Origin of the sequence: Pseudomonas reidholzensis (assembly GCF_900536025.1) — a bacterium.
Taxonomy (GTDB): domain Bacteria; phylum Pseudomonadota; class Gammaproteobacteria; order Pseudomonadales; family Pseudomonadaceae; genus Aquipseudomonas; species Aquipseudomonas reidholzensis.
Genome location: NZ_UNOZ01000030.1, coordinates 89676 through 102664 on the forward strand (window position 1 = coordinate 89676; position 12989 = coordinate 102664).

A 12989-nucleotide genomic window follows, 5' to 3' on the forward strand; every position below is an offset into this window, starting at 1 on the left:
TCAGGCGCTGAACAACGCCCGCGCCTCGGCGAAGCACTGCTCGGCGATCGCCGAACGCGGCTCGCTGCGGCGCAGCAACAGGCCGACCGGGCTGAGCACGCTGGCGTCGGTGACGGGGATGATGCGCATGTGTTCGCTGAGGTCTTCCAGGCCGCAGTCGAGCGGCATCAATGCGCAGCAGATGCCACTGGTGATGGCCTGGATCAGCTGGAAGGTCGAGTCGCTTTCGAGCACCGCCAGCGGCTCCAGGCCACGGCTGCGGAAACTCAGGTCGAGCGACTGGCGGTAGTGCATGCCCTTGCTGAGCAGGCCGAGGGGGATGTCGCCGAGGTCTTCCCAGCGCAGTGCGCGCTGCGCCAGCGGGAAGTGGCGGACGTCGTGCAGCAGGCCCATGGTAGTGGTGCCCAGCTCGATCACGTCGAAGAAACTCGCGTTGACCTGGTCGAGGTAGCAGATGCCCAGGTCCAGCTGGTTGCGGCTGAGGCCGTCGACGATCTGCTCGGAGGTGTGCGAGCTGAGCTGAAAATGCAGCTCGGGGTATTTTTCGCGCAGCGGCAGCAGCAGGTGCATCGGGTTGAAACTGGCCAGCGGTACGCTGCCCAGGCGCAGGCTGCCGACCACCTGGCCGCGGCAACTGGCGGCCTCGGCCTGCAGACCATCGTGCGCGGCGAGCAGGGTGCGGGCCCAGGCCAGGATGCGCTCGCCGGCTTCGGTGAACCCCTCGAAGCGCTGACCGCGCTTGACCAGCACCAGGTCCAGTTCGTCCTCGAGGTTGCGCAGGCGCATCGACAGGGTCGGCTGGGTGATGTGGCACAGCGCGGCGGCCTGGCCGAAATGGCGGGTCTGGTCGAGGGCGAGGAGGAACTTGAGCTGCTTGATGTCCATGGGGCGGCCTGCACGATCTGAGTCTGTCGACCTTAACCAAGTCGGCGGTGGGTGGCCAATGTTAAGTGGGCGATAGAGAGCATTGATCACCCGGTACGTCATATCGATTGGACGCTTGCCGGGCTTGCCTCTAGCGTGGCGGCAATGCCAATTCGCGAGGAAACCCAGGTGAGTGTGAAACCGGACGCGGTATTCGTACCGCTCAATATTGCCGTGCTGACCGTCAGCGATACCCGCAGCTTCGACACCGACACCTCGGGCGAGCTGCTGGCCACCCGGTCGGTGCAGATCGGCCACCGCCTGGTCGAGCGGGTGCTGCTCAAGGACGACTTGTACAAGATCCGCGCCCAGGTCGCGACCTGGATCGCCGATGACCAGGTGCAGGTGGTGCTGATCACCGGTGGCACGGGTTTTACCGGGCGCGACAGCACGCCCGAAGCCGTGGAGTGTTTGCTGGACAAGCGTATCGACGGGTTTGGCGAGCTGTTCCGGGCGTTGTCGATCCTTGATATCGGCACCTCGACCGTGCAGAGCCGGGCGTTGGCCGGGTTGAGCAATGGCACCTTGGTGTGCTGCCTGCCGGGCTCGACCGGGGCGTGTCGGACGGCGTGGGAGGGGATTCTCGCCGAGCAACTGGATGCCCGTCACCGCCCATGCAATTTCGTCCCACACCTGAAGCCGGTGGGCCCGTGTGACAGCCGAGGTTGAGTTGACCCTGCCGGCCTCATCGCGGGTAAACCCGCTCCTACAGGACTCTGCGGCGTTGCAAAAACCTGTAGGAGCGGGTTTACCCGCGATGAGGCCACCAGGTTCTACACAAGCCCCTCAGCTCAACACATGCTCCACCGGCAGCAACACCGGTGGCAGCGGGGTATGCCCCAGCGCCGCCAGCACATCACGCTCGAGGGTGCGCACCAGAGCATCGGTCGGCAAGTCGTTCTCATCCCGGCCAAACGGGTCTTCCAGCTCGTTGCCGATCGCATCCAGCCCAAAGAACGTGTAGCTGACGATGGTCGTGAACAGCGGCGCCAGCCAGCCCAGCGGCGTGGCCAGGGCAAACGGCAGCAGCAGGCAGAAGATGTAGATGGTGCGGTGCAACAGCAGCGTGTAGGGAAACGGCAGCGGCGTGCCCTTGATCCGCTCGCAGGTCGCCTGCACCTCCGACAGCCCCAGCAGCCGCTGCTCCAGCAGGGTATACCGCCACTCACTGATCTGCTGAGCCTGGGCGAGGCGTGAACAGTGCCCGCCGATCTCTTGCAGGATCCCGTCACAGACGTTGTGCGGGCTGATCGCCGCCCCTTCGCTGAGCCATGGCCGCGCCGCCTCCAGCGGCGCCTCACCGCGCAGCCCGGCGTTCAGCGCATGGGCAAACCCACACAGCCCGCGCAGCAACTCGCCGCGCACCCGCTCATCGGCAATCACCGCGCTCTCACGGACGAACGAGCGCACCTCGATGATCATCTTGCCCCACGCCTTGCGCCCCTCCCACCAGCGGTCGTAGCAGGCGTTGTTGCGAAAGCTCATGAAGATCGACAGCGACAGGCCAAGCAAGGTGAACGGCGTGGCGCTGACCGGCGAGAACATCTGCGGGTAACGCCGCTCGACCAGCACGATCAGGGCCGCCAGCAAGGTTACCAACAGGCAGCGCAGGGCAATGCGCTTGACGATCGAGCCCTTGAGGGTGAACAGCACGCGCAGCACATCGGGGCGGGAATGGACGATCATGGCAATCCAGAGACGGCCGATCAGCCGCCGGTCATGTTCATGAAGCGCAGGATCTGCACCTCGCCGCCCACCTCGAAGTGGTGGCGATAGGGCTTGAGCTGCACGGCCTCGCGGATGGCACTTTCCAGCCGCTCGCGGTCACCGGGGTGGGCCCGCAGCACCTGCTTGAGGTCCAGCGAATGCTCGTTGCCCAGGCACAGCAGCAAGCGCCCTTCGACGGTCAGGCGCACGCGGTTGCAGGTGGCGCAGAAGTTGTGGCTGTGCGGCGAAATGAAACCGACCCGGGTCTGCGGCGCTTCGGCCAGGCGCCAGTAACGCGCCGGGCCTTGCGACGATTCGGCCGATTCGATCAGGGTGAAGTGGGCGGCAAGGCGCTCGCGCACGTCGTCACTGGAGCAGTACGACTCGTCGCGCTGGTGCTCGCTGATGAGCCCGAGGGGCATTTCTTCGATAAACGAGATGTCCAGCTCGCGGTCGATGGCGAAGCGCACCAGGTCGACGATTTCACCGTCGTTGCGGCCCTTGAGCACCACGCAATTGAGCTTGGTGCGGCGGAAACCGGCGTGGCGGGCGGCGTCGATGCCGGCAATCACCTGGTCCAGGTCGCCGGTCCGGGTGAGTTGCCGGAACAGCGCGGGCTCAAGGCTGTCGAGGCTGATATTCAGCCGGCTGACGCCCGCGTCGAACAGTGGCTGCGCCAGGCGGCCCAGTTGCGAGCCATTGCTGGTCAGGCACAGTTCACGCAGGCCGGGCAGGGCGGCGATGCGCCCGCACAGCTCGACGATGCCCTGGCGCACCAGCGGCTCGCCACCGGTCAGGCGGATCTTGCGGGTGCCCAGAGCGACGAAACGCTCAGCCACCTGGTACAGCTCTTCGAGGCTGAGGATCTGCTGGCGCGGCAAGAACTGCATGTCTTCGGCCATGCAATAGACGCAACGAAAATCACAGCGGTCGGTGACCGACATGCGCAGGTAGTCGATTCTTCGGTTGAAGCCGTCGATCAGGGCCTGGGCGGTGTGTTTCACGGGGGCGCTCGAAGGGTGGCGGCGGGCAGTGCGCCGGGGATTCACTCCACGCTATAACCTGCGCGGGCCGGCGTCAAATTGCTTTCCCCACTCGGTTGATCAGTCTCGTCTATCACCGGCGAAGGCCACGGATATCAAGGCGTGCAGAGCAGCCCTGGCGATCATCGACAGGGCCTATCAGCCTGTAAGGCATATCGATTGGACGCCGCAGGGCTGGCTTCTTAGGCTGGGGAAAACAGCGGGCGACTCGACCCGCTGAACCTTTTGATGCCCCGCGTGAGGATCCACCGCATGAGCAAAGACCAACACATCCGGGACTACAAGGGCCCCGCCGCCGGTTGGGGCGCGCTCAAGAGCGTGACCAAGAGCTGGCTGGGCAGTGAAAACGCCTTCAAGAACCTGCGCGTGATGCTCAAGACCAACCAGAACGGTGGCTTCGACTGCCCGGGCTGCGCGTGGGGCGAGTCGCCGGAAAGCGACGTGGTCAAGTTCTGCGAAAACGGCGCCAAGGCGGTCAACTGGGAAGCCACCGGCCGTTCGGTGGATCCGGCATTCTTTGCCCGCTACAGCGTCAGCGCGCTGGCCGATCAGACCGACTACTGGCTCGAATACCAGGGTCGCCTGACCCACCCCATGCGCTACGACGCCGCCACCGATCATTACCGCGAAGTCAGCTGGGACGAAGCCTTTGCGCTGATCGCCGAGCACCTGCAGGCGCTCGAGTCGCCCGACCAGGCCGAGTTCTACACCTCCGGCCGGGCCAGCAACGAAGCGGCGTTTCTCTACCAGCTGTTCGTCCGCGCCTACGGCACCAACAACTTCCCCGACTGCTCGAACATGTGCCACGAAGCCAGCGGCGTCGGCATGGGCGCCAGCCTCGGCGTCGGCAAGGGCACCGTGGTGTTCCATGACCTGGAGCTGGCCGACGCGATTTTCGTGATTGGCCAGAACCCCGGCACCAACCACCCGCGCATGCTCGAACCGCTGCGCGAGGCGGTGCGCCGTGGCGCCCAGGTGGTCTGCTTCAACCCGCTCAAGGAGCGTGGCCTGGAGCGTTTCCAGCACCCGCAGCACCCGTTCGAGATGCTCAGCAACGGCTCCGAACCGACCACCAGTGCGTACTTCCGGCCGTCGCTGGGCGGCGACATGGCCGCCATGCGCGGCATCGCCAAGTACCTGCTGCAATGGGAGCGCGAGGCCCAGGCCAACGGCGAGCCGGCGGTGTTCGACCATGCGTTCATTGCCGCCCACACCAGTGGCGTCGATGACTACCTGGCCGTGCTGGACGCCACCTCGTGGGCACACATCGTCGAGCAGTCCGGGCTTACTCAGGCCGAGATCGAGCTGGCCGCGCGCATGTACCGCAAAGCCGAGCGGGTGATCATGTGCTGGGCCATGGGCGTCACCCAGCACCGCCATTCGGTGGCCACCGTGCAGGAGATCGTCAACCTGCAACTGTTGCGCGGCAACGTCGGCAAGCCCGGCGCCGGGCTGTCGCCGGTGCGTGGCCACAGCAACGTGCAGGGCGACCGCACCATGGGCATCGACGAGAAGCCCAAGGCACCGTTGCTCGACGCCCTCGAGCAGCGCTTCCAGTTCAAGGTGCCGCGTGCCCACGGGCACAACGCGGTGCTGGCGATCCAGGCCATGGAAGCGCAGCGCGCCAAGGTTTTCATCGCCCTGGGCGGCAACTTCGCCCAGGCCACGCCAGACACCCCGCGTACCCATGCGGCGCTGCGCAACTGCGCGCTGACCGTGCAGATTTCGACCAAGCTCAACCGCTCGCACCTGGTCACCGGCCGCGATGCGTTGATCCTGCCCTGCCTGGGGCGCACCGAGATCGACCTGCAGGCCAACGGGCCACAGGGCGTGACCGTGGAAGACACCTTCAGCATGGTGCACATCTCCCACGGCCAGTTGAAGGCGCGCTCACCGCACATGCGCTCGGAGCCGGCGATCATTGCCGGGATCGCCCAGGCGACGTTGGGCAAGCATCCGATTGACTGGGCGTATGCCGTCGCGGATTACAGCCGTATTCGTAGCATGATCGCCGACGTTATCCCCGGCTTCGCCAACTTCAATCAGCGCCTCGAGGAGCCCGGGGGGTTCCACCTGGGCAACAGTGCGGCCAACCGGGAGTGGCGCACCAGCACCGGCAAGGCGCGGTTCATGCCGAGCGTGTTGCCGGAGCAACTGATCAACGCCCAGGTGCTGGCGCGGGGCGATAAACCTGACCTGATCCTCCAGACCTTGCGCTCGCACGACCAGTACAACACCACGCTGTATGGCCTGGATGACCGTTATCGCGGGGTGTTTGGCCTGCGCGAGGTGGTGTTCGTCAACGAGGCGGACATTCGCCGCCTGGGCTTCGAGCCGGGTGAGCAGGTGGACATGGTGTCGCTGTGGGAGGACGGGCGTGAGCGGCGCGTGTCCGGGTTCCGCCTGGTGGCGTTCGATGTGCCCGAGGGGCAGGCCGCGGCCTACTATCCGGAGACCAACCCGTTGGTGCCGTTGGAGAGCTATGGCGAAGGGACCTACACGCCGACCTCCAAGTTCGTCGCGATCAGGCTGGAAAAGGCCAAGGCCGGCAACCGCATCGACCTGGTGGCTGCCGCTGAGTGATGAGGGCAGGCAACGCCTGATCTAACGATGTACGGGATACGCCGTGGTGTACTTCATCTGCTCCATGGCGAAACTCGAGGTGATATTGGACAGCCCATCGGTGCTGGTGATCAGCTTCTTGTAGAAGCGGTCATACGCTGCAATATCACCCACCACCACCCGCAGCATGTAGTCCCAGTCGCCGGACATCCGGTAGAACTCCATCACCTCTTCGAAGCCGCTCACCGTCGCGGCAAACTGCTCGAGCCAGGTGCTGTCATGGCGCTGGGTCTTCAGCTGGACGAACACGGTCAGCCCCAAGCCCAGGCGCTGCGGGTCGAGCAGCGCCACCCGGCCGCGAATGTAGCCCTCTTCTTCCAGGCGCTTGACCCGCTTCCAGCAGGGCGTGGTGGTGAGGTTGACGGCTTCGGCCAGGTCCTTGAGGGACAGCGAGGCGTCGCGCTGGAGCAGGGTGAGGATGTGCTGGTCGAAACTGTCCATATCGGCGGGCGGCTGCTTTGAGAAAAATTTCCTCGAGATTAGCCCAGTGAGAGCATGCGGAGAATACGTTGCGGGTAAAACCGACAAGGCTATTCCACACTCGGCCTGCCGCCATCGGATATGCGATAGTGACGTCTTTCAACCCGTCTCCTTTCCCGTCCATGGGCCCGATCATGTCCGACAAGCCGCGCAATTTCGCCACCCGTACCATCCACGCTGGCGAGCAGTCCAGCGTTGCCGACAACGCCATCTTCCCGGCCATCGTCACCTCCAGCTCGTTCATCAAGCGCGGCCTCGACGACCACCCGGAGTACGCCTACAGCCGCGTCAGCAACCCGACCCGGCACGCCTACGAGACCTGCGTCGCCGCGCTCGAAGAAGGCGTTGGCGCGGTCGCCTGTGCCTCGGGCGTCAGCGCCACCGCGACGGTCCTCGAACTGCTCTCCAAAGATGCCCACGTAGTCGTCATGAACGGTGTCTACGGCGGCACCTTCCGCTTGCTCGAAGACTACCGCGCACGCACCTCGGGGCTGACCACCACCTACGTCGACCTGAATGACCTGGACGCCGTTGCGGCGGCGATCCGCCCGGACACCCAGTTGATCTGGATCGAGTCGCCGACCAACCCGCTGCTGCACCTGGTCGATATCAAGGCGGTCTGCGCGCTGGCGCGTGAGCGCGGTGTAATGACCTGCATCGACAACACCTTCTGCTCGCCGTGGAACCAGCAGCCGATCACCCTCGGCGTCGACCTAGTGATGCACTCGGCGAGCAAGTACATCGGTGGCCATTCCGACCTCACCGGTGGCGTGGTGGTAGCCGCCAACGACGAGCTGCTCAAGCGCCTGCGCAAGATCAGCATGGCCGTGGGGGCGATCCAGGGGCCGTTCGACTGCTACCTGGCGCTGCGTGGGCTGAAGACCCTCGACGTGCGCATGGAGCGCCAGAGCGCCAATGCGCTGCGCGTGGCGCAGTACCTCGAAGCGCACCCGCAGGTCGAGCAGGTGTACTACCCGGGGCTGGAGAGCCACCCGCAGCATGCCCTGTGCACCCAGCAGATGCGGACCGGCGGTGCGGTGGTGACGCTGCGTATCAAGGGGGATAGGGCGGCGGTCAATCGCCTGGTCGAGGCGCTGTCGATCTTTGTCCTGGCCGATTCGCTGGGTGGGGTGGAGAGCATGATCAACCACTCCTGGAGCATGTCGCACAACTCCCTGAGCCCGGAGCAGAAGGGGCACATGGGCATCAGCGAAAACCTCCTGCGTCTGTCGCTGGGGATCGAGGACTACCGCGACCTGATCGAAGACCTGGACACCGCACTGAAGGCTTCGGCACAGGGTTGAAACAACTGGCCTCATCGCGGGTAAACCCGCTCCTACAGGGTTTGCAGCGCTGCTGAACCTGTAGGAGCGGGTTTACCCGCGATGAGGCCGGAACAGGTGATTGAAAGATCAGGCCTTGGGCGGGTGGATAATCCGTTCGATCTTGTCCTTGATCAGCAAGCGTTCCTTGCGCAGCCGGTTGACGGCCTCGTCCGGCGTGGCATTGCCCTCGGCGGCCACCACCTGCTTGTCCTTGCCGTTGTATTCCTTGTGCAGCTTGTGCAGCGCCGGGTCCTTGTCGATCAGGGCCTGAAAGTCATCGGCGGTAATGTGCAAATCAGCGAGCAGATCATGCGGTACGGGCATTTCTTCACCTCTGTTCAGGGGTTGGCGAAAGGCGTTGAACCTTGAGGATAGCCGCCTTTGCCCAAGTGAGGGAGTGAGCCGGGCACCGGAGCGCTGGCGTGCCCTGAAACCCCGGCGAACTTCAGCGCGCTGGCTGAATGGCGGCTGAATGAACTTGATTTAACCCCGCAACAGCGCCGTGCAATTGTTTGTTGGCGTCTTTTTCACAAAAAATTGAGGGTACACTTTCCACAATCCGGACCACTTCTCCAGGGGCCGACTCGGCCGCCTGGCCGATAATCAATCTCGATTGCGGACACCATGCGCACACTCAAAATCCTGCGGACCGAATGGGTCACGTTGCTGGCCAGCCTGTACCTGTTGATTGGCTTCAACAGCCTGCTCTGGGAACACCTCGAGGCGGTTGTGCCGCCCGGTATGGTTGGCCTGTGGCTGATGCTGGCGTTCGCTGTGATGATGTTTTTCGCGTTCAACCTGCTGCTCACCCTGGTCGCCTTCCGCTATGTATTGAAACCGGTGTTGGTGCTGTTGTTCATGAGTGGTGCGGCAGTCGCTTACTTCATGAATCAATATGGCGTACTTATCGATGCTGGCATGTTTCGTAATGTCGCCGAAACCAACATCAGTGAAGTGCGTGATCTGCTCTCATTGAAGTTTGCCTTATACATCGTGTTGTTAGGGGTACTGCCCTCGGTGGTGCTGTACAAGGCGCCGATCGCCTACCGGCGCTGGCACCGCGAAGTGTTCGGCAAGCTGCTGGTCAGCGGCGCCTGTGCGCTCGCCATCGGCTCGGTGGCGCTGGTCAACTACCAGGGCCTGGCCTCGCTGTTTCGCAACCACCACGAACTGCGCCTGATGCTCACCCCGAGCAATGTCGTCGGCGCCTCGTTCGGTTATGTCAGTGAGCGCCTCGGCAGTGCCGCCAGGCCCTTCCAGCAGTACGGCGCGGATGCCCACCGGGATGCCGCCTGGCAGCACCATCAACGCAAATCGCTGACCGTGCTGGTGGTCGGCGAGAGCGCCCGGGCGGAAAACTTCGGGGTACTCGGCTATGCCCGCGATACCACCCCACGGCTGAGCAAGGAGCAGGGCCTGCTGGCGTTCGCCGATGTGCACTCGTGCGGCACTGAAACGGCGGTGTCGGTGCCGTGCATGTTCTCTGGCATGCCGCGCAAGGACTACGACGCCAGTGTCGCGCGCAATCGCGAGGGGCTGCTCGACATCCTCCAGCGCGCCGGCCTCAGCGTGCAGTGGCGGGACAACCAGTCAGGCTGCAAGGGCACCTGCGACCGGGTGCAGTTCGTCGATGTCAGCAACCTTCAGGACCCGGCCCTGTGCGCCGAGGGCGAGTGCCACGACGAGATTCTCTTGCAGGGCCTGGCGCAACTGCTCGACAGCCTCGACCAGGACACCGTGCTGGTCCTGCACCAGATGGGCAGCCACGGGCCGGACTACTACAAACGCTACCCCGCCGCGTACGAGCGCTTCACCCCGGTGTGCCGCAGCAATGCCCTCAACCAGTGCGACCAGCAGGCCATCGTCAACAGCTACGACAACACCCTGGGCTACACCGACCAGGTCCTGGCCTCGCTGATCGACCTGCTGCGCAGCCGCCAGGCCAAGGTCGACACGGCGATGCTGTACCTCTCCGACCACGGCGAATCGCTGGGTGAGTACAACCTGTTCCTGCACGGCACGCCGTACATGCTGGCGCCTGAGCAGCAGCGCCATGTGCCGATGCTGGCGTGGTTCTCCGACAGCTACCGCGAGGACTTCGGCCTCGACACCGAGTGCCTGGCCCGCCTGCGGGACGCGCCGCTCAGCCAGGACAACCTGTTCCACTCGATGCTCGGCCTGCTGCAGGTGCGCAGCGAGGTCTACCAACAGTCACTGGACCTGTTCGCCGGCTGCCGGCCATGGCTGGCGGCAGGCCGCTGAGGTGCGCCCGGGAAGGCGCGATGGTCGCCAGGTTTCGCGCGCAGAGCCCGCGCCGTATATACTGCGCGCCAATGATTGTGGGAGAGCCTCGTGGCCATCGAAATACACTGGATCCGTGACGACCAGAGCCTGGCCGAACACTGCCGCAGCTGGCGCCAACTGCCGTTTGTAGCGCTCGACACCGAATTCATGCGGGTTGACACCTTCTATCCGAAAGCCGGCCTGCTGCAGGTCGGTGACGGGAAGAAGGCCTTCCTGATCGACCCGCTGCTGATCGGCGACTGGCAGCCCGTCGCCGACCTGCTCGAAGACAGCGCCGTGGTCAAGGTCGTGCACGCCTGCAGCGAAGACCTCGAAGTGCTGCTGCGCCTGACCGGCAAACTGCCTCAGCCGCTGTTCGACACCCAGTTGGCCGCGGGCTACCTGAACATTGGCTTCTCCATGGGCTATTCGCGCCTGGTGCAGGACGTGCTCGGCCTCGACCTGCCCAAGGGCGAGACCCGCTCCGACTGGCTGCAGCGCCCGCTCTCGGAGACCCAGGTCAGCTACGCCGCCGAAGACGCCGTGCACCTCGCCGAGCTGTTCACCGCCCTGCGCCCGCGGCTGTCGGACGACAAGTACGCCTGGGTGCTGGAAGACGGCGCCGAGCTGGTCGCGCAGATGCGCCGCGAAGTCGAACCCGAGACGCTTTACCGCGACGTCAAGCTGGGCTGGAAGCTGTCGCGCCAGCAACTCGCCGTGCTGCGCGAGCTGTGCGCCTGGCGTGAGCGCGAAGCGCGCAGCCGTGACGTGCCGCGCAACCGCGTGCTGCGTGAGCATTCGCTGTGGCCGATGGCCAAGACCCAGCCCGACAACCTGTCGGCGCTGGCCAAGATCGACGACATGCACCCGCGCACCATCCGCCAGGACGGCGAGTACCTGCTCAAGCTGATCAAGCAGGCCGCCAGCGTGCCGGCCGAGCAGTACCCGCAGGCGTTGCCGGAGCCCTTGCCGATCGAAGCCTCGGGCATCCTCAAGCGCCTGCGCACGGTCGGCCAGGCCGAAGGCGAGCGGCTGGGCATCGCCCCGGAACTGATGCTGCGCAAGAAGACCCTCGAAGCCCTGCTCAAGAGCGGCTACCCCAACGGTCCCTATCAACTGCCCGATTCGCTGCGCGGCTGGCGTCGCGAGCGTATGGGCCAGGCGCTGCTGGATGATCTGGCAGCCGCCGGAGAATCCGCATGAAACGTATCTGTTCGATCTACAAGAGCCCCCGCAAGGACGGCATGTACCTCTACGTGCTCAAGGCCGATGCCCTGGAGCGCGTACCCGCGGCGCTGCTGCCAGCCTTCGGCACGCCGATGCACGCCTTTGACCTGGTGCTGTCGCCCGAGCGCAAGCTGGCCCGTGAAGACATCACCAAGGTCCTGGAGAACCTCGACAGCCAGGGTTACCACCTGCAGATGCCGCCCGCCGAAGACGAGTACATCGAGCACCTGCCTGAAGAGCTGCTGCGTCGCAACGACCCGGTCTGAGCCCGCGCATCACCCCTCTACCGCCAAGCGGCCCGCCAGTCGGGCCGCCTTTGTTTTCTGCCAAGGTTGTCTTTTCGATGCGCGTACTGATCGCTGAACAGGACCATGCCACTTACGCTGGCCTGCTGGCTGACAGGGCTCCCGACCTGGAGGTCCTGACCAGCGGTGACTCTGCCAAGTTGGCCCGCCTGGCCCCGCAGTGCACGGTGTGGCTGGGCCAGCCCGACCTGCTCGCCACCTTGCTGCGCCAGGGCCACAAGCCGGACTGGATGCAGTCGACCTGGGCCGGCATCACGCCGTTGCTCGCCGAGGGTTTGCCGCGTGATTATCGCCTGACCCGCGCGGTCGGCATCTTTGGCCAGGTGATGGCCGAATACATGCTGACTTACATGCTCGGCCATGAGCGCGAGGTGCTCTCGCGGCTGGTCAGCCAGGTCGAGCGGCGCTGGGATGACCGCCCGGGGCGGAGCCTCGAAGGGCGCCAGGTCCTGATCGTCGGGACCGGCGATATCGGCCAGCGGGTGGCCGAGTTTCTGCTGCCGTTCGGGGTGACCCTGCGCGGCGTTGCCAGCAGCCCTCGCGAGCAGGCACCGTTTGTCGAGGTCGCAGGCCTGGACCAGCTGCCGCGGATGGTCGAGGCGGCGGACTATGTGCTCAATCTGCTGCCGGATACCCCGGCGACGCACGACCTGTATGACGCGGCGCTGTTCCAGCGCTTCAAGCCCAGTGCGTTGTTCGTCAACGCCGGGCGGGGTGTGGCGGTGGTCGATGCGGACCTGGTCGAAGCCTTGAAGCAGGGCCACCTGGCCGGTGCGGTGATCGATGTCTGCCGGCAGGAGCCTTTGCCGGCGCGGCATCCGTTCTGGACCGCCTGGGGGCTGCTGCTGACCGGGCACAGCTCGGCGCCGACCTCACCGACGGCGATGGTGCGCTTGTTTGTCGAGAATGTGCGGGCGTATGCGGCGGGGCAGGCGTTGCGTGGGGACGTGGATTTCCAGCGGGGTTATTGATAGCCAGCCCCGGCCTCTTCGCGGGTAAACCCGCTCCCACAGGGGCAGTGGTGAACCCTGCAGGAACCGGTAAACCCAATCTTGCAGGGACAGTGGTGAACC

Annotated in this window: 12 protein-coding genes; 7 read left to right on the forward strand and 5 right to left on the reverse strand. The window is 65.0% G+C overall.

The window, feature by feature from the left end; translation table 11 throughout:
* Entirely contained in the window at positions 1-885 is an 885-nt protein-coding gene (locus tag CCOS865_RS19995) for a LysR family transcriptional regulator (protein ID WP_119144022.1), read from the reverse strand.
* A gap of 144 nt (positions 886-1029) precedes the next feature.
* Between CCOS865_RS19995 and moaB the strand changes: the two genes are divergently transcribed.
* Positions 1030-1593 carry a molybdenum cofactor biosynthesis protein B gene (gene moaB / locus CCOS865_RS20000; RefSeq protein ID WP_425272970.1) on the forward strand — a complete coding sequence of 188 codons (564 nt, stop codon included), beginning with the start codon at positions 1030-1032 and terminating at the stop codon, positions 1591-1593.
* Between the two features lie 117 nt (positions 1594-1710).
* Here the strand turns inward: moaB and CCOS865_RS20005 are convergent, their stop codons facing one another.
* Positions 1711-2610 carry a bestrophin family protein gene (locus tag CCOS865_RS20005; RefSeq protein WP_119144026.1) on the reverse strand — a complete coding sequence of 300 codons (900 nt, stop codon included), beginning with the start codon at positions 2608-2610 and terminating at the stop codon, positions 1711-1713.
* Positions 2611-2630: 20 nt separating this feature from the next.
* A complete protein-coding gene (moaA, locus tag CCOS865_RS20010; RefSeq protein ID WP_119144028.1) occupies positions 2631-3635 on the reverse strand; it encodes a GTP 3',8-cyclase MoaA in 1005 nt (334 codons plus the stop codon).
* A gap of 291 nt (positions 3636-3926) precedes the next feature.
* Here moaA and CCOS865_RS20015 point away from each other — a divergent pair, with 291 nt between their 5' ends.
* The gene (locus CCOS865_RS20015; protein ID WP_119144030.1) at positions 3927-6257 is read left to right on the forward strand and encodes an FdhF/YdeP family oxidoreductase; all 2331 of its coding nucleotides are present in this window, start codon (positions 3927-3929) and stop codon (positions 6255-6257) included.
* Positions 6258-6278: 21 nt separating this feature from the next.
* On the opposite strand, the gene CCOS865_RS20020 is transcribed toward CCOS865_RS20015, so the two are convergent.
* Positions 6279-6737, reverse strand: coding sequence for an Lrp/AsnC family transcriptional regulator (locus CCOS865_RS20020; RefSeq protein WP_119144032.1), 459 nt, complete (start codon positions 6735-6737; stop codon positions 6279-6281).
* Between the two features lie 161 nt (positions 6738-6898).
* Here CCOS865_RS20020 and CCOS865_RS20025 point away from each other — a divergent pair, with 161 nt between their 5' ends.
* Entirely contained in the window at positions 6899-8080 is a 1182-nt protein-coding gene (locus tag CCOS865_RS20025) for a trans-sulfuration enzyme family protein (protein WP_119144034.1), read from the forward strand.
* A gap of 108 nt (positions 8081-8188) precedes the next feature.
* Here the strand turns inward: CCOS865_RS20025 and CCOS865_RS20030 are convergent, their stop codons facing one another.
* The gene (locus CCOS865_RS20030; RefSeq protein WP_119144036.1) at positions 8189-8425 is read right to left on the reverse strand and encodes an HP1242/YdcH family protein; all 237 of its coding nucleotides are present in this window, start codon (positions 8423-8425) and stop codon (positions 8189-8191) included.
* A 300-nt stretch (positions 8426-8725) separates the two neighbouring features.
* Here CCOS865_RS20030 and CCOS865_RS20035 point away from each other — a divergent pair, with 300 nt between their 5' ends.
* The 4 genes from CCOS865_RS20035 (at position 8726) to CCOS865_RS20050 (ending at position 12887) form a co-directional block, all read left to right on the forward strand.
* The gene (locus CCOS865_RS20035) at positions 8726-10363 is read left to right on the forward strand and encodes a phosphoethanolamine transferase (RefSeq protein ID WP_119144038.1); all 1638 of its coding nucleotides are present in this window, start codon (positions 8726-8728) and stop codon (positions 10361-10363) included.
* Positions 10364-10453: 90 nt separating this feature from the next.
* A complete protein-coding gene (gene rnd, locus CCOS865_RS20040) occupies positions 10454-11587 on the forward strand; it encodes a ribonuclease D (RefSeq protein ID WP_119144040.1) in 1134 nt (377 codons plus the stop codon).
* Entirely contained in the window at positions 11584-11877 is a 294-nt protein-coding gene (locus CCOS865_RS20045) for a YcgL domain-containing protein (RefSeq protein ID WP_119144042.1), read from the forward strand. The genes rnd and CCOS865_RS20045 overlap by 4 nt, the downstream gene beginning before the upstream one ends.
* A gap of 77 nt (positions 11878-11954) precedes the next feature.
* The gene (locus tag CCOS865_RS20050) at positions 11955-12887 is read left to right on the forward strand and encodes a D-2-hydroxyacid dehydrogenase (RefSeq protein WP_119144044.1); all 933 of its coding nucleotides are present in this window, start codon (positions 11955-11957) and stop codon (positions 12885-12887) included.
* Positions 12888-12989: the final 102 nt, after the last annotated feature.